The 19174-nt window shown below is 70.4% G+C and carries 20 protein-coding genes; 2 read left to right on the forward strand and 18 right to left on the reverse strand.

Translation table 11 applies throughout. From position 1 onward, the window contains the following. Positions 1-36 precede the first annotated feature (36 nt). Positions 37-4146, forward strand: a complete 4110-nt coding sequence (gene hrpA / locus ON27_RS17565) for an ATP-dependent RNA helicase HrpA (protein ID WP_043728032.1) — start codon at positions 37-39, stop codon at positions 4144-4146. 1 nt (position 4147) lies between these two features. Here hrpA and nrdR read toward each other — a convergent pair whose 3' ends face one another. The 3 genes from nrdR to ON27_RS17580 all read right to left on the reverse strand — a co-directional run bounded on the left by nrdR (position 4148) and on the right by ON27_RS17580 (position 6668). Further along, complete coding sequence (gene nrdR / locus ON27_RS17570; RefSeq protein ID WP_043728036.1) at positions 4148-4618, reverse strand: transcriptional regulator NrdR; 471 nt, start codon at positions 4616-4618, stop codon at positions 4148-4150. A 204-nt stretch (positions 4619-4822) separates the two neighbouring features. Beyond that, positions 4823-6076 (reverse strand): hypothetical protein, encoded by a 1254-nt coding sequence (locus tag ON27_RS17575; RefSeq protein ID WP_043728039.1) that lies wholly within the window; start codon positions 6074-6076, stop codon positions 4823-4825. 124 nt (positions 6077-6200) lie between these two features. Then, entirely contained in the window at positions 6201-6668 is a 468-nt protein-coding gene (locus ON27_RS17580) for a hypothetical protein (protein WP_157227220.1), read from the reverse strand. 276 nt (positions 6669-6944) lie between these two features. Between ON27_RS17580 and lexA the strand changes: the two genes are divergently transcribed. After that, complete coding sequence (lexA, locus tag ON27_RS17585) at positions 6945-7673, forward strand: transcriptional repressor LexA (RefSeq protein WP_043728045.1); 729 nt, start codon at positions 6945-6947, stop codon at positions 7671-7673. Positions 7674-7742: 69 nt separating this feature from the next. Here the strand turns inward: lexA and ON27_RS17590 are convergent, their stop codons facing one another. The 15 genes from ON27_RS17590 to ON27_RS17650 all read right to left on the reverse strand — a co-directional run. Continuing rightward, positions 7743-8150 (reverse strand): hypothetical protein, encoded by a 408-nt coding sequence (locus ON27_RS17590; protein ID WP_043728047.1) that lies wholly within the window; start codon positions 8148-8150, stop codon positions 7743-7745. A gap of 9 nt (positions 8151-8159) precedes the next feature. Then, on the reverse strand, positions 8160-8672 hold the full coding sequence (locus ON27_RS17595; protein ID WP_043728050.1) for a DUF2231 domain-containing protein: 513 nt from the start codon (positions 8670-8672) through the stop codon (positions 8160-8162). 326 nt (positions 8673-8998) lie between these two features. After that, positions 8999-9286 (reverse strand): hypothetical protein, encoded by a 288-nt coding sequence (locus tag ON27_RS42920; RefSeq protein ID WP_157227221.1) that lies wholly within the window; start codon positions 9284-9286, stop codon positions 8999-9001. Positions 9287-9383: 97 nt separating this feature from the next. Beyond that, entirely contained in the window at positions 9384-10130 is a 747-nt protein-coding gene (locus tag ON27_RS17600) for a DUF6390 family protein (protein ID WP_043728053.1), read from the reverse strand. Continuing rightward, the gene (gene nicT, locus ON27_RS17605; RefSeq protein WP_218003007.1) at positions 10130-11197 is read right to left on the reverse strand and encodes a Nickel transporter NicT; all 1068 of its coding nucleotides are present in this window, start codon (positions 11195-11197) and stop codon (positions 10130-10132) included. Before nicT ends, ON27_RS17600 begins: the two co-directional genes overlap by 1 nt. 93 nt (positions 11198-11290) lie before the next feature. Beyond that, positions 11291-12367, reverse strand: coding sequence for a hydrogenase expression/formation protein HypE (gene hypE / locus ON27_RS17610; RefSeq protein WP_043728056.1), 1077 nt, complete (start codon positions 12365-12367; stop codon positions 11291-11293). Continuing rightward, positions 12360-13472, reverse strand: a complete 1113-nt coding sequence (gene hypD, locus ON27_RS17615; RefSeq protein ID WP_043728058.1) for a hydrogenase formation protein HypD — start codon at positions 13470-13472, stop codon at positions 12360-12362. The genes hypE and hypD overlap by 8 nt, the downstream gene beginning before the upstream one ends. Beyond that, on the reverse strand, positions 13469-13795 hold the full coding sequence (locus tag ON27_RS17620) for a HypC/HybG/HupF family hydrogenase formation chaperone (protein ID WP_043728061.1): 327 nt from the start codon (positions 13793-13795) through the stop codon (positions 13469-13471). The genes hypD and ON27_RS17620 overlap by 4 nt, the downstream gene beginning before the upstream one ends. A 16-nt stretch (positions 13796-13811) precedes the next feature. After that, positions 13812-16166, reverse strand: coding sequence for a carbamoyltransferase HypF (locus ON27_RS17625; protein ID WP_043728064.1), 2355 nt, complete (start codon positions 16164-16166; stop codon positions 13812-13814). Continuing rightward, the gene (locus ON27_RS17630; RefSeq protein ID WP_043728067.1) at positions 16163-16405 is read right to left on the reverse strand and encodes a HypC/HybG/HupF family hydrogenase formation chaperone; all 243 of its coding nucleotides are present in this window, start codon (positions 16403-16405) and stop codon (positions 16163-16165) included. Before ON27_RS17630 ends, ON27_RS17625 begins: the two co-directional genes overlap by 4 nt. Positions 16406-16408: 3 nt before the next feature. After that, positions 16409-16900: a hydrogenase maturation protease gene (locus ON27_RS17635; RefSeq protein ID WP_051046711.1), complete on the reverse strand. Its 492-nt coding sequence runs from the start codon at positions 16898-16900 to the stop codon at positions 16409-16411. A gap of 13 nt (positions 16901-16913) precedes the next feature. Beyond that, the gene (locus tag ON27_RS17640) at positions 16914-17231 is read right to left on the reverse strand and encodes a hypothetical protein (protein WP_043728069.1); all 318 of its coding nucleotides are present in this window, start codon (positions 17229-17231) and stop codon (positions 16914-16916) included. 22 nt (positions 17232-17253) lie between these two features. Beyond that, a complete protein-coding gene (locus ON27_RS45840; protein WP_086007502.1) occupies positions 17254-17373 on the reverse strand; it encodes a DUF6893 family small protein in 120 nt (39 codons plus the stop codon). A gap of 13 nt (positions 17374-17386) precedes the next feature. Next, on the reverse strand, positions 17387-18715 hold the full coding sequence (locus tag ON27_RS17645) for a hypothetical protein (protein WP_043728073.1): 1329 nt from the start codon (positions 18713-18715) through the stop codon (positions 17387-17389). Beyond that, positions 18712-19174, reverse strand: a 463-nt coding sequence (locus tag ON27_RS17650) for a DUF6084 family protein (RefSeq protein ID WP_043728075.1), incomplete at its 5' end; no start/stop codon positions are given. The genes ON27_RS17650 and ON27_RS17645, both read right to left, overlap by 4 nt.

The following is a 19174-nucleotide window of genomic DNA, read 5'->3' on the forward strand; positions in this document are numbered from 1 at the left end:
AATCCGCTGGCGGATTTCGCTAGGCTGGTCGATGCAATGACCAGGACAGCCGCCACCGACTCCCGTGACCTTCGCACCCGTCTGGCGAATCTTTCCCTTCGCGACGAACACCGGCTGCGGCGCAGGCTCGACAAAGCGCGCGGCGGTGACCTGGGCGAGGTCGAAGCCGAGATCGCGGCGGCCGAACTGCGGGTCGAGGCCCGGCGCGCCGCCGTGCCGGAGATTCGCTACCCGGAGCAACTTCCGGTCACCGCCCGTCGCGCGGACATCGCCGCGGCCATCGCCGAGCATCAGGTGGTGATCGTCGCCGGCGAGACCGGCTCGGGCAAGACCACCCAGATTCCGAAGATCTGCCTGGAACTCGGCCGCGGCATCCGCGGCACCATCGGACACACCCAGCCGCGCAGGCTGGCCGCACGCACCGTGGCCGAGCGCATCGCCGAAGAGCTGGGCACCGAACTCGGCGACGTCGTCGGCTACACGGTGCGGTTCACCGACCACGCCGCCGAGCACACCCTGGTCAAACTGATGACCGACGGCATCCTGCTCGCCGAGATCCAGCGCGACCGGCTGCTGCGCCGCTACGACACGATCATCATCGACGAGGCGCACGAACGCAGCCTCAACATCGACTTCCTGCTCGGCTACCTCAAACAGCTGCTCCCCCGCAGGCCCGACCTCAAGGTGATCATCACCTCGGCGACCATCGATCCCGAGCTGTTCGCCCGGCACTTCGCGGACGCGGCGGGCACTCCCGCCCCGATCGTCGAAGTTTCCGGCCGCTCCTATCCGGTGGAGATCCGCTATCGGCCGCTCGCGCTGGAGCTGCCCGGCGCCGACGCGGACGAAGACGACGAGGACACCCGCATCGTCGACCGGGATCCGGTGGACGCGATCGGTGCCGCCGTCACCGAGCTGTTCGAGGCGGGCGACGGTGACGTGCTGGTGTTCCTGTCCGGCGAACGCGAGATCCGCGACACCGCCGACGCGCTGCGCGACCTGAAGCTGCCGCGCACCGAGATCCTCCCGCTGTACGCCCGGCTGTCCACCGCCGAGCAGCACCGCGTGTTCGCCCCGCACGCCGGGCGCCGGGTGGTGCTGGCGACGAACGTCGCGGAGACCTCGCTCACGGTGCCCGGCATCCGGTACGTGGTCGACCCGGGCACGGCACGCATCTCCCGCTACTCCATGCGGACCAAGGTGCAGCGCTTGCCGATCGAACCGGTGTCGCAGGCGTCGGCGCGGCAGCGGTCCGGACGATGCGGTCGCGTCGCCGACGGCATCTGCATCCGCCTGTACTCCGAGGACGATTTCGAATCCCGGCCGGCTTTCACCGAACCGGAGATCCTGCGCACCAACCTGGCCGCGGTCATCCTCCAGATGACCGCGCTCGGGCTCGGGGACATCGAGAACTTCCCCTTCGTCGAGGCGCCGGATCGCCGCGCCATTCGCGACGGTGTCGCGCTCCTCGAAGAGCTGGGCGCCCTCGCACGGCGCGACGGCAGAACTTCGGCCGACGGCGACGCCGCGCTCACGCTGACGCCGATCGGACGGGAGATGGCCCAGCTGCCGGTAGATCCCCGAATGGCGCGGATGCTGGTGGAGGCGCACCGCAACGGCTGCCTGGCGGACGTGCTGGTCGTCGTCGCGGCGCTGTCGATCCAGGACGTCCGAGAGCGGCCCGCCGACCAGCAGCAGGCCGCCGACACCAAGCACGCGCGCTTCACGGTCGAGGGCTCCGACTTCCTGGCCTACCTGCGACTATGGGAATATCTCGGCGATCAGCGCAAATCGTTGTCGTCCAATCAGTTCCGGCGGCTGTGCCGGGAGGAATTCCTGCACTATCTGCGGATCAGGGAATGGCAGGACCTGCACGGGCAACTGCGCACGATCACCAAGGGCCTCGGCTGGTCGACGCGAGCGGAGGAAGCGCCCGACGCCCCGCGCCGAGCCGACGCCGAAACACCGAATCGCGGATCCGCCGGCAGGTCGCGCCGAAGCGGCCCGGCACGGCGCCGAGGCGACGGGAGATCCGGCGCCGAACGTGATCGGCCCGTCATGGCGAGTGCAGCCACGGAGGACCAAGGCGTGCCCTGGGATTCCACCGCCATCCATCAAGCGCTGCTGGCGGGCATGTTGTCGCACATCGGGGTCCGGGAGGCGGAATCCCGGGAGTTCCTCGGCGCGCGCAACGCCAAGTTCATGATCTTCCCCGGCTCGTCGCTGGCGAAGAAACCGCCGCGGTGGGTGATGGCCGCCGAACTTGTCGAGACCTCGCGGCTGTGGGGCCGGATGGCCGCGAAGATCGAGCCCGAATGGGCCGAACGGCTCGCGGGCGATCTCGTCAAACGCACCTACTCCGAACCGCACTGGTCGGCCAAGCGGGGAGCGGCGCGCGCCTACGAGCGGGTCACGTTGTACGGGATTCCGCTGGTCACCGGCAGAGCGGTGGACTACGGCCGGATCGACCCCGAATTGTCGCGGGAGCTGTTCATCCGGCACGCCCTGGTCCAGGGCGAGTGGCAGACCCGGCACGAGTTCTTCCACCGCAATCGCGCGCTGCTCGACGACGTCGCCGACCTGGAGCACCGCGCCCGCCGCCGGGACATCCTCGTCGACGACGAAGTGCTGTTCGAGTTCTACGACAAGCGCCTGCCCGCCGACATCGTCTCGGTGCGGCACTTCGACAGCTGGTGGCGCTCCGCCCGGCGAGCAGATCCGGGGCTGCTGGAATTCACCACCTCCACCGTGGTCAACGAAGGCGCGGCCGCGCTGGACCCGGCGGCCTTCCCCGACTCCTGGCGCCAGGGCGAACTCAGTTTCCCGCTCTCCTACCAGTTCGAGCCCGGCACCGAGGAGGACGGCGTCACCGTACGGATTCCGGTGGAACAGCTCGCCCACGTCCGCGCCGTCGGCTTCGACTGGCTGGTGCCCGGCATGCGCGACGAGCTGGCCGCCGCGCTGATCAAGACCTTGCCGAAGACGTTGCGCCGCAGCGTTGTTCCCGCTCCCGACTTCGCCGCCGCCGCGCTGGCGGCGCTCACCCCGCGGGCGGAGCCGCTGCGCGCCGGGCTGGCGCGCGAGCTGTCCCGGCTGGGTTCGGTGTCCATCGCCCCCACTGATTTCGACCTCTCCGCGCTGCCCGATCACCTGCGCATGACCTTCGCCGCCGTCGGCGCGGACGGTGCCACGCTCGCGCGCGGCAAGAGCCTCGCCGCGCTGAAAACCCAGCTCGCCGAACAGGTCTCCGCCTCTGTCGCCCGGGCCACCGCCGGGGCGGAACGCCCACCGGCCACGGCGTGGACCTCCGAATCGCTGGGCACCATCGCGCCGACGGTGCGGCGCGAAGTGGCCGGGCAGACCGTCACCGGCTACCCCGCGCTCGTCGCCGAGGGCGACGGCGTGGCGGTCCGGGTGCTCAGCTCTCCCACCGAGCAGGCCGCCGCCATGCGCCTCGGCACCAGGGCGCTGCTGCTGAACGCGCTGCCCGCGTCGGCCCGCAGCGCCACCGCGGGCCTGTCGCCCGCGGATCGCCTTGCCCTGAGCCAGAATCCGTACGGCTCGCTGGAGGCGCTGCTCGACGACTGCCGCGCAGCCGCCGCCGACGAGTTGCTCGCCGCCGCGGGCGGTCCGGTGCGCGACCCGGCGGAGTTCGACGCGCTCGTCGCCCGGATCCGCCCGGATTTCGCTTCCTCGGTCGCGCGCTACGTCCGCCTGGTCGTGCCGGTTCTCGCCGGCGCCCATCAGGTTTCCGCGGCGCTCGCGCGAACCGGTGAGCGCGACATCGCCGAGGACGTCCGCCATCAGCTCGACAACCTGGTATTCCGGGGCTTCGTGTCCGAGACGGGCGCGGCCAGACTGCGCGAGCTGCCCCGCTACCTCCAGGCAGCGGTGGCGCGACTCGCGGCACTGCCCGGCTCGGCCGTACGCGATCGGCAGGGCATGGCCGAACTCGATCGGGTGCTCGCCGCCTACGACCGCTTCGTCGAGTCGCTGCCCGCCAACCGCAGACACGCATCCACCGTCACCGAGATCTGGTGGATGATCGAGGAATTGCGGGTCAGCCTGTTCGCGCAGAAGCTCGGCACCCCGTTCCCGGTGTCCGCCAAGCGAATCGAGAAGGCGATCGCGGCGGCCCGGCGCTGAGTCACTCCGCGGCCGACAGCGCCTCGGCGCGGGCTCTGCGCATCTCGTTGATCTCGCGCTCGAAATCCGCGGCCGAGGTGAACGACCGGTAGACCGAGGCGAACCGCAGATAGGCCACCTCGTCCAGGTCGCGCAGCGGGCCCAGGATGGCCAGGCCCACCTCGTGACTGGGCACCTCGGGAGAACCCTTGGCGCGCACCGCGTCCTCCACCTGCTGCGCGAGCAGGTTCAGCGCGTCGTCGTCGACTTCCCGGCCTTGGCAGGCCCGCCGCACGCCGCGGATGACCTTCTCGCGGCTGAACGGCTCCGTCACGCCGCTGCGCTTCACCACCGACAGGATGGCGGTCTCCACCGTGGTGAACCGTCGCCCACACTGCGGGCACGCGCGGCGGCGGCGGATGGCCGCGCCTTCGTCGGCCTCGCGCGAGTCCACCACCCGGGAGTCGGGGTGTCGGCAGAACGGGCAATGCATCCGAGAAATCCTTCGTCGATGCGCGTGCTCGCGTCCGGATCGAACGCCGTGGCGGCGATCGGTCCGACGAGCCCGTGTACCGAGGTCTATACCCCGGTACCAGACAGTCCGCGTGCGACACGCGGAATGCCTGCATAACACTTCGAGGATACCCGTCCGGGTCCCCGGATCGTCGCACTCACCCCGGCAACCGGCCGGGCAGCCTCATCCGGTGATCTGCCAGTGCGCGGACAGGTCCGCGAGGAGGTCCGGCAAGCGGGCGGCCAGACGACCGCGGGCGAGCTTGCCCCAGAACGCCTCGCCGAGGACGGCGGCGGCCAGCACGGGGTCGGTCTCCAGATCGATGTGGCGGGGCACCAGGTCACCGGTGATGTAGTTCCATCGCGTTTCGCGATCGGCCCAGTTGAAGCCGGGCAGTGGGACGCGCAGCGCCAGGCTGCGGCCTCCTACCTCGGCGGTGACCACGGCCGGGGCGAACACGCCGGGCGCGCGGACGCCGGGAACGGCGGGTTTGCCCGCCACGGTGCTGACGTAGGTGAGCACCCGGCCGATCGGCGCACGTCCCGCCGCCGTCTCGTCCCACTGGTCGGCGACGACGTGGTTCTGCTCCCGGTCGGTCATCCGGACCAGCGCGTCGACACAGCCCTCCCGGGTGCCCGCGGCGATCGACTGCCAGGCGGCGCGAATGTCGTCGTCGAGCAAGCCCGCCGCGTACATTTCCTCGATGCCGCGCATGCCGAGCGCGACGTAGGCCTCGTGCATCGGCACCAGATCGGTGAAGATGTGCTTCTGCATGATCATCAGGCGCGTCTGGTACCAGGTGACGTCCGCGGCGCTCAGGCGGGAACCCTCGGTGGCCAGCAGATGGATGTCCTGCGGCAGCGCGCGTGCCAATTCCGGCGGGGTGGCGCGCAAGCTGTCGGCGACCGCGGCGCCGAGTTCCCTGATGCCGGGCACGTCCAGGACGACCGCCGCGTCGCTCATGTCGAAGAAACCGGAGGCGAACGATCCGCCCGCGATCCCGGCCAGCCCGGCCCAGTAGAACTCCGGATGCCGGGTGGCCAACCGCAGATAGTTGACGTACACCTGGTTGAAGACGCGTTCGTTCGCGCGTGGGCCGCGTCCGGGATCCCAAGTCGCGAGGTCGATGTCGGCGTTACGGGTGGCGCTCACCAACCAGTACTGGTGGAGCAAGGTCGCGTACCGGCGGGGCTCCACCGAGTCCGATCGTGCCTGGCGCACCGCCTCCGCGAGGGCCGCTTCGTTCAGCGGCAGCAGTGGATTGAGCCCGCCCGCCCCCGCACCGTCACCGTTGACGGACGGCAGATCGAGATACGCCGCATAGGCCGGTTCCGCATGAGCGGTGGCCGCCGCGCCCATCCCGAAGACCAGGCTGAAGGACAGGGCAGCCGCGCGGGTGAGAACGCGAACCGAGCGGCCCGCGGTGTGGAGTGTCATGTGCTGAGAGGTCCCGCCATCGTTCGGGCGGTGTTGCCCGGATCACGTTTTCAGCACGGTAGCAACACGTTCTAGTTTGTCGATCAACATCTCGGGCCACGCATCGTGGCCGAATTCCTCTCCCTCAGCGCCCGTGGCCGCCTTCCGACGCACCTGGGCCGTCCACCACCGCCGACACCGCCCCACCGGGCCCGCCGCCCCACTCCCCCGCCCGCACATGCGCCAAGGCGATGAGCCCGATCACCACGAGCGCGGTGAGCAGGGCGGCGACGGCCAGCGCCGCGAAACCGACCTGTGCCTGCTCGACCCGGCGCATCGGATGGACACCGCACGCGTGCCGCTGCGCGAAAGTCCCTGCGACCCGGGTGTAATCGACCGCGCCGCCGCCGGGACGGGCGCCGAGCGGGCGCCGATCGACCGCGGACCGGTGCGCGAGCGCGAGCGCCCGTGCGCGTGCACCGCCGCGCAGCATCAGCCGGGCGGTCTCGTATCCGAGATCGTCCTGCGCCGGATCGAGACCTGCGATGCCGCTGTCGAGCCTCGTCGTCGTCACATCGATGGATGGGGTGCTATCGCTGAGCGCAGTGCGCATCGGACAAACCTCCGTGTGGGTGCTCCGTCGCCATACGAGCCGGGCTGCGTGTTCGAACACCTGTGCAGTCGCCATTCGCTCAAGTGTTCGAAGAACTGGTGTTCGATTTCTACCACGGTCCGGTGACAAAGTCAGCAGAAACGCCCGACATGCGTCGAACAGATGTTTGATCAAGTGACGCGACCGGACTAGATTCGAAGAACCGAAGACAGGACAGGTCATGCAGACACATGCCGGGCACCCAACCGCCTGGCAGAGCAGGAAAGGGCGGTTGCGGTGAGGCACACGGACGACACGGGCGACGAGACCGACAGCGGCGCCGACGCGGCGGGTACCGGGGCGGATCTCACCGTGCGTCAGCGCAAGGTGCTGGAGGTGATCCGCACCTCGGTGAGCGAGCGCGGCTATCCGCCGAGCATTCGGGAGATCGGCGACGCCGTGGGGTTGACCTCCACCTCGTCGGTCGCGCATCAGCTACGCGCCCTGGAGCGCAAAGGCTATCTGCGCCGCGATCCGAATCGGCCGCGCGCCGTGGACGTCCGGGGCCTGGACGAGGTGGTGCGGTCGGTGACCAGCCTGCCGGTGGCCGGGGTGGACGACGGCGAGGTCGCCGTCGACGTCGATCGGCCCGTCCCCACGTTCGTCCCGGTGCTCGGCCGGATCGCCGCCGGTGGCCCGATCCTGGCCGAACAGGCCGTCGAGGACGTCTTCCCGCTGCCGCGCGAACTGGTCGGCGACGGTTCGCTGTTCCTGCTGAAGGTCGTCGGCCAGTCCATGATCGACGCGGCGATCTGCGACGGCGACTGGGTGGTCGTGCGGCAGCAGAACGTGGCCGACAACGGCGACATCGTAGCGGCGATGATCGACGGCGAGGCCACGGTGAAGACGTTCAAGCGCACCGGCAAGGACGTCTGGCTGATGCCGCACAACCCGGTCTTCGAGCCGATCCCCGGTAACGACGCGCAGATCCTGGGCAAGGTCGTCACGGTCATCCGGAAGATCTGACGGCCGGCGAGACGATGTCGATGGCCGCGCGGCGTCTCGCGCGGCCATCGTTCGTACCGGCTCGGTCGATCAACCCACCCCGAGCGCGGTCAAGAGCACCAGCACGACGGTCGCCACGGCCAGCACACCGTGTCCGGCGACGACGGCGACCGGGAAGTGCGCCTCAGGAGGTTCGGCCGTACCGGCGGACCTGGAGCGGTAGGTGGGGATCCAGCGCAGCAGCATCGCGAATCCGAGCAGCGCGACCGGGATCAGCAATACGAACGCCACCCACGCCAGCGCGTCCGCGTCGGCGAAGAGGTACACGATCCAGAGGATCAGTCCGGCCACGGCGAGCGCGAAGTGACCGAACACGACCGGCGCGGGCAGCTGGGTCGAATTCGGCTGCCGGGTACCGCCCTTGGCGATCCACGTGCCGAGCAGGAAGAAACCGCCGCCCGCGGTGAGCAACCAGAAGATCAACGCGGCGATGCCCATCTGTGCCTCCTAAGGGGTTCGGTGCGTGAAGCCGCTTGCCTGGGTGGCCTCGTCGGCGACCCGCACGCCGTAGTGATAGGCGAGCTTGCCGCCGAGATACCCCGAGACCGCCAACGCCACCAGGGCGGCCACCGACAGCGCGAGCGGCCCGGCCGCGACGGGCGCATCGGCGCCCAGCCGCCACACGAAGCCGATCGCATAGGCGAGGGTCACCAGCAAGTTGAGGGTCATGTGCAGCAAGCCGGTGCGGAAGGCGGGCGTACCCGTCGGGATCGCGAGCAGGTCGAGGAATCCGATCGTCGCCGCTGCCAAGGCGCCCAGGACGCCGATCGCGATCAGCCATGACGAGCCCTCGGCCAGGAACTCCGGATCGTCGACGAACCGCGACCCGAGGTCGAACACGAGACTGGCGACCCAGGCGCCGATCGGCACGGTGACCAGGATCGGGTGGAACGGATGTCCGTAAGGACCGGCCAGCACGGCACTCACCGGCTGCTTTCCCTGCTGCGAAGCTCCGTTCATCGCATGCCTCCAACGAGGTCGATCACCTCGCATCGGTCGACCGCCACCGAGCCGGAACTTCCCGGCCTGCCGACGCCGCTCGGTCCGCCGTGGACGCCGCCCAGGAAACCAGTGGACAGTCGCTCTCCGTGTAGGTGAATGGTGCAATCATTTCGATCGGATACGAGAACAGACGTACCCGCCGAGCGGAACATCACACCCCCGCGTCGAAGAGACCGCCGGCTATCCGGACCGAATTCTGCGGCCCGCCGAATAGGCGGCTCCGCTTTCTTTCGCCGAGTAACCGAAACACCGGCACACCACACCGCGAGCGAATTCGCTTTCAGCTACCACGTGGCGGCTACGACATCATCGGCAGCATCGGCATCGGCATGCCGGGGAACATGCGATTCCACCAGTCGCGTGCCATCCCCATCATCTGCTCCATCACGGTAGTTCACCTCCCCTCGGGCAGAATCCGATACGCGGATCGGCCCATCGGGCACGGCGCCGAGGGGACGCGCCGACACACCGTGAGAATCACCCCGGAACAATTCCTGGGTGGCAATGAATTCTTCACTTGCAGCCATCGGCGATTCCACGCGTCGCTCCTCGAAGCCGGGCTCGACAGCCATATACATCATACTCCGCACACGCGTCGGCGAAACACGTCGGAGAGCGTGCGGAATTCCACCGCACCGTCGAGTACGGACAATTCCCGAAACGCGCTGATCAGCTTTTCGCCGAGATTCCCCGCGCGGCGAGTCGCCGGTTGGTGACCTCCAGCTGACGCAGCGTCCCCGCCGTCAGAGCATTCGCCTGGGCATCGTCCAGCCGCCCGCACAGCCGCCCCCAGTGCACCGCCACCTGCTCCCCCACCGCGACGTCCGGCACCGCCGCGTACCCGTCCACCCGGATCGGCACCCTCCGCACGGTCTCCGTCGACAGCGCGAGACGCTCGCCGTCCCAGTCGAGCGCGCGAGAGCGCAGCGCGACCTCGCCGCCGGTGCGGTCGAGCACGGTGCCCCAGCTGATCCGGCAGCTGTCGAGCACGTGCAGGGGATGCGCGTTGCCGTGCCGGAGCAGCCGCGACCACGGGTATACGCCGAACACATGGAAGCAGTGGTTGGCCGCGGCCTCCTCCGCCAGCCGCGGGGTCAGGTGCGTCCAGTAGCCGCCCGCGACCGGGCCGAGCAGGTTCAGCAGCTCCGCGGTGAACTCACGGGGGTCCAGGTCCGCGCCGACGCCGCCGCCCAGCCAGTACGACTCGACGAGGCGGCGGTCCAGCGGGTCGGCGATGCCGGTCATCCGGGCCATCACCCGCAAGTAGGGCCACGCGCCGGTGAACCGGCGCGCCACCGCCCGCACCTGTTCGTCCGAACCGTCCCGCAGCGCGGCCGCGTCGGGCGGCCCGCAGTAGCCGAGCCGGTTGGGGGCGTAGGCGTACCGGGCGAACATCTCCGCTCCGCTGCCCGCCATCAGCAAGGCCTTTCACCGGCGTGCCCGGGAGTCCACCGCTGCTCCAGCCGGCCGAATCGCCACACCGCGACCGCCACCGCCCAGGTGAGCACGAACAGCCCGACGATCAGGAAACCCATCGCCCCGAGATCCAGCCCGCCGACCCAGGCCAGTGGGCCTTCCGCGATGCCGAACTCCGCGGCCAGCAGCGAGATGATCTCCTGTGCGCCGATCAGCAGGGCTACGGCAACCGACAGCGCCGTGACGACGACGTTGTAGTAGACCGCGCGCAGCGGCCCGGCGAAGGCCCACCCGTAGGCGTAGTTCATGAACGCGCCGTCGAGTGCGTCGAAGAGAGTCATCCCCGCCGAGAACAGCACCGGCAGCACCAGAATCGCGTACCACGGCAGGTCGGTCGCCGCCGCGCCGCCCGCGATCACCAACAGGCTCACCTCGGTGACGGTGTCGAAACCCAGCCCGAACAGCAGCCCGACGGGGTACATCTGCCACGGTGCGCGCACCGCCCGGATCAGCGGGCCGATCACCCGTTGCAGGGCGCCGCGGTCGTTCAATCGCTGCCGCAGCGCGGCTTCGTCACAGGTCCCGTGCCGCATCCCGCGGAACACCCGCCAGATGCCGATCAGCGAGGCCAGGTTCAACACGCCGATGGCCAGCAGGAACGTCCCCGAGACGCCGGTGCCGAACAGGCCGGTCCACCGTTGCAGCCCGGAGTTCTCCTCGCGCAGGCTCCCCGCCAGCGCCTTGACGCCGAACGCCAGCAGCGCGACGAGGGCGAAGACGACGGTGGAGTGCCCGAGGGAGAACCAGAATCCGACCGACAGCGGCTTACGTCCGTCCGCGACCAGCTTGCGGGTGGTGTTGTCGATCGCGGCGATGTGGTCGGCGTCGAACGCGTGCCGCATCCCGAGCGTGTAGGCCGTGACGCCGAGCCCGACGCCGAAGACCGCGTCGTCCACCACATACCCGCCGGGGACCACGAGCAGCAGCAGCGCCGACCAGCCGAGGACGTGCAGGGCGACGACGACCGACGCCATCCCCGCGACGCCGCGACGCCGGCGCCCGTCCAGCCGGGCCAGCGGGCCGCGCGGCGCCGCGGGACTATCGGCGATCCGACCGATGACGCCCACCTCGCTTTCTCTCCGGACCGGTTCGGTCGGCCGTCAGCAGATTCGCGGCAATTGCTCGCCCGCGGGCAGGTCGACCACGCGCGTACCACCGAGCCCGGTGCGGGCCACGACCATCCCGGGATGTTCGGCGACGCACCGGCCGATCGCCACCGCCTGCGCGCCCAGCGGGTGCTCCCGCATCGCCGCGAGGACGTGATCGGCGTCCTCGGGCGGGACGAACGCCAGCAGCTTGCCCTCGTTGGCCACGTACATCGGGTCCAAGCCGAGCAGTCCGCACGCGTCGCGCACGCCGTCGGGCACCGGGAGCTGCCGCTCGTCCAGCGCCACACCGATGTTCGCGGCGCGGGCGATCTCGTTGAGCGAGGCCGCGACTCCGCCTCGGGTGGGATCGCGCAGCACGTGCACGTCGGCGCCGGTGGCCAGCATCGCCGCGACCAAGCCGTGCAGCGGCGCGGTGTCGCTGAGCACGGTGGTGCCGAATTCCAGGCCTTCGCGGCAGCTGAGCACCGCGACACCGTGCACGCCGATGTCGCCGCTGACCAGCACGACATCACCCGGGGTCGCGCGCTGCGGCCGGATGTCCACGCCCGGGTCGACCACACCGATCCCGGCGGTGTTGAGGTAGATCCCGTCGCCGTGCCCGGCGTCGACGACCTTCGTGTCGCCGGTGACCAGCTGGACCTCCGCCGCGAGCGCGGCGGTGCCGACCGCCTGCGCGATCCGCGCGATGTCGGCCAGCGCGGTGCCCTCTTCCAGGATGAACGCGGTGGACAGCACCATCGGCCGCGCCCCGGACATGGCCAGGTCGTTCACCGTGCCGTTGACCGCGAGCTCGCCGATCGTGCCCCCGGGGAAGACGATCGGCTTGACCACGAAAGAATCGGTGGAGAAAGCCAATCGCGCCCCACCGAGCGTGACGACCGCGGAGTCGGTCAGGTCGGCGGTGGCGGCCGAGCCGAACGCGGGCAGGAACAGATGCTCGATCAGCTCGCCGGACATCGCGCCGCCGCCGCCGTGGCCCATCACGATGTTCGGCGCGTCCCGCAGCGGCATCGGGCAGACCCAGCCCTCCATGTCGATGGTCGCGGGCGCCGCGCGTTCCTCACGCATGAGCCACCTCCGCGGGCAGGTCGAGGCGCCGGTACAGGTAGTAGGCGGCGCACGCGCCCTCGGAGGACACCATGGTGGCGCCCAACGGGTTACGCGGCGTGCACTGCTTGCCGAAGGCGGCGCACTCGTTGGGTTTGATCAACCCTTGCAGCACCTCGCCGGAGCGGCAGATCGTCGACTCGGCGGTGTGCATGTCGCCCACGGCGAAGCGCTGTTCGGCGTCGAACTCCCGATAGCGATCCGACAACCGCCAGCCGCTGTGCGGAATCACGCCGATGCCGCGCCAGCCCCGGTCGGTGACCTCGAACACGTCCTGCAGCATGGCTTTGGCCGCTGGGTTTCCCGCCGCGGACACCGCCCGCGGATACGCGTTCTCCAGTTCGTGCCTGCCCGACTCCAGTTGCAGCACAGTGCGCCGGATACCCTCCAGGATGTCCAGCGGCTCGAATCCGGTGACCACCATCGGGACCCGGTACCGTTCGGCCAGCGGCGGGTACTCGTCGGTTCCCATCACGGTGCAGACGTGCCCGGCCGCGAGGAACCCCTGCACCCGGCAGGTCGGCGACTCCATGATCGCGGCGATGGCAGGCGGGACCAGCACGTGCGAGACCAGCAGGGAGAAGTTGCCGATGCCGAGCCGCTTGGCCTGGTACACCGTCATGGCGTTGGCCGGAGCGGTGGTCTCGAAACCGATGCCGAAGAACACGACCTGGCGGTCCGGGTTCTCCCTGGCCAAGTTGAGCGCGTCCAGCGGCGAGTACACCACCCGCACGTCGCCGCCTTCGCTCTTGACCCGGAACAGGTCCTTGGCGCTGCCGGGCACGCGCAGCATGTCGCCGAACGAGCAGAAGATCACGCCCGGCTGCGCGGCGATCTCCAGCGCCTTGTCGATCACCTCGAGCGGGGTGACGCAGACCGGGCAGCCGGGGCCGTGGATCATCTCGATCTGCTCGGGCAGCAGCTGGTCGATGCCGTGGCGGATGATCGAATGGGTCTGACCGCCACAGACTTCCATGATTGCCCAGCGGCGGCTGGTCGCCGCGCGGATCCGATCCAGCAGGCGCTGGGCCAGGTCGGGGTTGCTGAATTCGTCCAGGTACTTCATGACGTCGCCTCCGGTTCCTCGCGTGGTGGCTCGGCGGCGGGATTGTCCACACCCGCCTGCTCGGCGGCGATCTCGAAGCCGTCGCCGAATTCCTCGTTCAGTACGCCGAGGTGCTCGAACTCGGCCAGGGTCCGCAGCGCGGAGTCCTCGTCCAGTCGCTGGATCGCGAAGCCGACGTGGACCACGACGTAGTCACCGATTGCCGCGTCCGGGATGTATTGCAGGCACACGTCCTTGTGCACGCCGCCGAAGTCGACGACCGACATCAGCGTGCCGTCCCGCTCGTGCAGGCTGAGCACTTTGCCTGGTACCGCAAGACACATCGTTGCTCTCCTTCGCTCATCCCTCGCTGCCCGCGAGGAGTTGCCCGAATGCGAGGCCGCCGTCGTTGGGCGGCAGTCGGCGGTGGGTGATCACGGTGAACCCGTTGTCGCGCAGCAGCGCGCACGATCGCGCGAGCAGCAGGGCGTTCTGGAACACTCCGCCGGACAGCGCGACGACCGTCGCCGGGGTGGCGTAGCGAATCGCGAGGTCGAGCACCAGCCGGGCGAGCGCCGCGTGGAACCGGGCGCCGACCACCGGTGCGGGCACGCCCGCGCGAACGTCGGCCACGACGGCCGCGAGCACCGGTGCGGGATCGATCGCGGCGGGATCGCCGTCCGCCGCCGGGAACCGGTAGGCGATGACGTCGTCCGCGCCGGTACGGGACAGTCCTTCCAGTTCGATCGCCGCCTGGGCTTCGTAATCCACCTCGTGGCGGACGCCGCACAGCGACGACACCGCGTCGAACAACCGGCCCATGCTCGACGTGGGCGCGCAGCCCAATCCGGTGCGGAACTGGTGGGCCAGCACCGATCGCTCGGCGGGCGGGCACGCGGCGACCGCCGGGATGTCCTCGTCCCAGCCGATCCCGGCCGCCCACAGATGCGCCAGCGCCATGCGATAGGGCCTGCGCACCGCGAGGTCGCCGCCCGCGAGCGGCACGTACTTCAGGTGCGCCAGCCGCCGGTAGCCCTTGTAGCCCGCCAGCAGGACCTCGCCGCCCCACACCGCGCCGTCCGGCCCGAAGCCGGTGCCGTCGAAGGCGATGCCGACCACCTGATCGGTGGCGCCGAGTCCGTGCTCGCCCATCACGGCGGCGATGTGCGCGTGGTGGTGCTGGACGGTGTACACGGCTCGCTCGCCCGCGTGCCCGCGCGCCCACGCGGTGGAGCGGTAGCCGGGGTGCGCGTCGGCGACCAGTTGCCGCGGGCGCACGCCGGTGAGTTCCGCGAGGTGGCGCTGGGCGGCGTCGAAGGAGCGCAGCGTGGCCAGGTCGTCCATGTCGCCGATGTGCTGGCTCAGCCAGGCGTAGCGACCCTCGGCCAGCGCGCAGGTGTTCTTGAGGTCGGCGCCGACCGCGAGGGTCGGCGGCAGCGGCACCGGCAGCAGCAGCGGCAGCGGCGCGTAACCGCGCGAGCGCCGTACGGGCAGCTCGCGGCCGTCGAGCGAGCGCACCACCGAGTCGTCGCAGGGCACCAGGATGCGCCGGTTGTGCGACAGCCAGCCGTCGGCCAGCCCCGCCAGCCGGGTCCGGGCGTCGTCGTCCTGGTAGCAGATCGGCTCGCCGCCGAGATTGCCCGAGGTCATCACGAGCACCCGCGGGCCGGGCGGGTCGCCGGGCAGGCCGAACAGCAGCAGGTGCAGCGGAGTGTAGGCGAGCATCACGCCCAGATCCGGGTTGCCGGGCGCCACCGACGGAGCCGGGATCGGGTCGGGATGTGTCTCGCCGCCCACCGGCGCCGCAGCATCGCCCCGGCCGGGCCTCGTGCGGGACGAACGGGATTCTTCCGGCAGGGATCGGCGCGCGAGCAGCACTATCGGCCGGGCCGGGCCGGTCAGCAGCGTCGCGGCGGCGCTGTCGACGGCGACGATGGCCCGGGCGGTGGCGAGATCCGGCGCCATCACGGCGAAAGGTTTGGCTCCGCGCCGTTTGCGCCTGCGCAACTCCGCGACGGCCGACTCGTTGGTGGCGTCGCACGCGAGGTGGTATCCGCCGATGCCCTTGACCGCCAGGATGCCGCCCGCGCGCAGCAGTCGCCGCGCGGCCGTCAGCGGCGCACCGGCTCCCGGTCCGGTGTAGGTCAGCACCGGACCACAGTCCGGGCAGGCGATCGGCTGGGCGTGGAAACGGCGGTTCGCGGGATCGGCGTACTCCCGCGCGCACCGGCCGCACATGGCGAAATCGGCCATCGACGTCCGCTCGCGGTCGTAGGGCAGGCTCGCGATGATGGTGAAGCGCGGACCGCAGTTGGTGCAGTTGACGAACGGGTGCCGATAGCGCCGATCGCCGGGATCGCGCAACTCGCGTTCGCAGTCCGCGCAGATCGCCACGTCGGGTGAGGCCAGCGTACGGCCGCCGCCGTCGCGCGTGGTGCCCGCGATGTGGAATCCGGTGCCGCCGCGCACCGGGATGTCGGTCTGCTCGACCGATTCGACCACCGCCAGCGGAGGCGGCCGCAGCCGCAGCCGCTCGGCGAACTCGTCCAGTCCCGCCGGCCCGCCTTCGACCTCGATGACGACGCCGCCGCTGTCGTTGCCCACGCTGCCGGACAGGGCCAGTTCGGCGGCGGTGGTGTAGACGAACGGGCGGAACCCGACGCCTTGCACCACGCCGCGCACCAGGAGCCGCCGCCGCAGCCGCTCGGTGGTCATGGCAGGTCTCCGCGTTGCAGCAGCCGCAGTCCGTCCAGCGCCGCCGCCGCGCCCGCCTCGTCGGTCTTCTCCACCGCGAAACCCATGTGGATGATCACCCAGTCACCCGGGCGCGCCGGATCGTCGCCGAGCAGGCCGATGTTCACTCTGCGCGGCTCGCCGGACACCTCGACCAGCGCGATCTGCTCGTGGTAGCCCTCGGGGATCGCCATCACCCGTCCGGGAATGCCGAGACACATCCGTCAGTCCTCCTGTCGCGCTGTGGCCGGCGGAAGCGGCGCGGCGCCGGTGTGCAGTAAGTCGGCGAGCACACCTCCGACAGCGGCGACCGCCTCGTCCACCGCCGCGGCGACCGGCTCGGACAGGCCGATGCCCTCGTCCACGCGGGCGACCTGACAGCCGACCACCACGGTGGGTGGTAGCACGCCGCCCAGGGCGCGCACCCCGGCGAAGACCGCGTCCGGGCTCATCGCGTGCGCGTCGAGCGCGGCGCCGGTGTCCTCCGGCACGGCGCGGAACACCTCGACCCGGCCGGGCGCGCCGCGGCCGGGCACCGCGTCGACCAGCACCAGGGCGGCCCAGGGATCGAGCAGGTCGTAGGCGAGATGCATGCCGCGGATGCCGTAGTCCACCACGCGCACGCCGGGGTCGGGGTGGCGCGGCAGCCGCCGCACCACCTCGGGTCCGAATCCGTCGTCGCCGAGGAAGATGTTGCCGATCCCGGCGATCAGCACCGCGGCCGTGAATTCACCCCTCTTCGTCGGTGGGCGTCGTCGCGCCGCCCACTCGCGCGTCGTCGACCTTTCCGGTCGCCGTCTCGCCGGGGGCGTTGGCGGTCTGCTTGCGCTCGTCGTAGGGCGGCGCCGCCGATTCGGTGCCGGGCGGGGCCTGCGAGGTGAACTCGGTCTCCCGCTTGATGTCTTCGGAGTGCGCCGAGGTCATCTCCTCGTGATCGATGTGCCCGGGCTCCCGGTCCGCCGGGCCTCCGGCCGCTACGCCGGCGCCGGCGTCGCGCGAACCCGGCGCGCCCCGTGCCGATTGCGGCTCTTCGCGATGCTCACCCATGATGCTCCTTTCCGGTCGGCCGCTACATGTGCCGGATCTTCAGGTATCGCCGCAGATCCGGTATCGACCGCACGCCGAGATACAGCGCCGCCGCCACCAGCACGGCGACGACAGTCGTCGAGACCACTCCTACGGTTTCCATAGCGGACTTCCTTTCACTTCTCCGGGCCGTCGAGCGGCTCCAGTTCGTCGGGCGCGAAATACAGGTAGCGGCCGTACCATTCGTGCAGTTCGGCCGCGGGATCGTCGTCGAGCACGACCCCGACGTGCGCATGCCCGTCCACGTCGGCGTGCACCGAGACGACCCGGGCGCGTCTGCCGTCGAAGAACACATCCTGGGCGTCGGCCCGCCGTGCCGGGTGCAGCCGGACGCGGCTGCCCTTGCGCACCAGCACTCCCGCGACCGGCACCGCGTCGGAATCCGGGCGAACGGCGGTGTCGGCCAGCGGGTCCCACCAATCGATGCCCTCGGGGACCTCCGGTATCAGCCGTGGACGATCGGCGTGCGGGTCGCGCAGCACCCCGTGCAACTGCCGCATCGCGTCGGGTGACATGGCCTCGCAGCGGTCGATGATCTCCGCCGCGCGCGGATCGGTCGCCCGCGCCCGCGCCTTCTCGGCGTCGGTCATCGTCAGCACCCGCAGCGTGAGGATCTCGTCGATCTCGGTGGAGTCGAACAGCGCGCCTTCGCTCTGCTCGGCGATCTCCGGATGGTCGTAGAGGATGATCGGCGAGATCAGCAGCATGCTGTAGTCACCGGGCGGACCGGCCAGCACCGGAAAGCACCGGTACCGGTCGCAGCGGGCGGCGGCGGCCGTCGCGTGGGGCGGCGGCTCCAGCAACGAGACGAAATCGCCGCCGGTGACCTCCGCGATGACGTGCGCGCCGATCAGCGAGCGGGCGATGGCGTCGCGCGTATCGGCCGCAGGCCCGCCGACGTTGCGCAGGACGACGGTCAGCCGCAGGAAGCCGTCGTCCCGGTCGGACGCGAGTTCGAGTTCACCCGCCAGCGGATGCCGGGTCCGCACGAAGGTGCCACGGGCAGCGCCGGACGCGGTGGGAATCTCTTCGCTGTCGACGCCGCCCGGGATCGCCAGTGGCCGGACGAGACGGCCGGGCGTGACCGGGCCGACGACGACCTCCTGTTCCACCGCCTCGTCCCAGGTCAGCCACGAGACCTCGCCGTCGGTCAGTTCCGGGACGGGCGTACCGTCGCCGTTCACCACTTGGCGGCGCTGAAGCTGGAGGAAACGAACGGTCAGGGTGATCCGAGGACGCTCACCCGGATCGATCAGGAACTGCGCGGACAGAGTCGATTCCTCCCCCAGTCCCGCCGCGGCGGCCCCGGGCGGTCCCAGTACACCGAACTGCCATCGCGACTGGTTCTTGCGCGCGTCGGCTCGGTAGGGGTAGAGCAGGTAGCCCTCGTAGAGCACCGCGTCGGCCACGGCACGAGCGCGGGCACGGGATTCGGCGGAGGTCACGACACCTCCTCCGAGCCGGTCAGCAGCCGAGTCACCGCGTCGTCGAAGCCGAGCAGGCCGTGGCCGGACTTGTAGGCGGCGAGCGCCTGCAAGGTGTCGTTGTGCAACCGCACCCATCCGGCATTGGGAAAGTGCGCGGCCATCAGGTCCCGCCACACCGACACCGGCATGTCGAACTTGTCCTCGCGGTCCCACGGAATCTGCTGAACGGCGAATCCGGAACTGCCCCGGATGAAAACCGTTCCGCTGAACAGGAACAACAGCGGGACCACGCCGTCGCGCAACGCGTGCAGGTACTTCGATCCGGAGACCTCGAAGTCGTAGGTGCACGGCATCGGCAGATCCACTTCGGCGCCACCGGTGAAACTCGGAACCATGGTGGCGCAGTGCATCCAGAGGAACGAGCGCTGCGTCTCGTGCCACCGTTCGCGCGGGCCGAACAGATCGACCAGCCCCGCG

The organism is Nocardia asiatica NBRC 100129 (assembly GCF_000308415.1).
Taxonomy (GTDB): domain Bacteria; phylum Actinomycetota; class Actinomycetes; order Mycobacteriales; family Mycobacteriaceae; genus Nocardia; species Nocardia asiatica.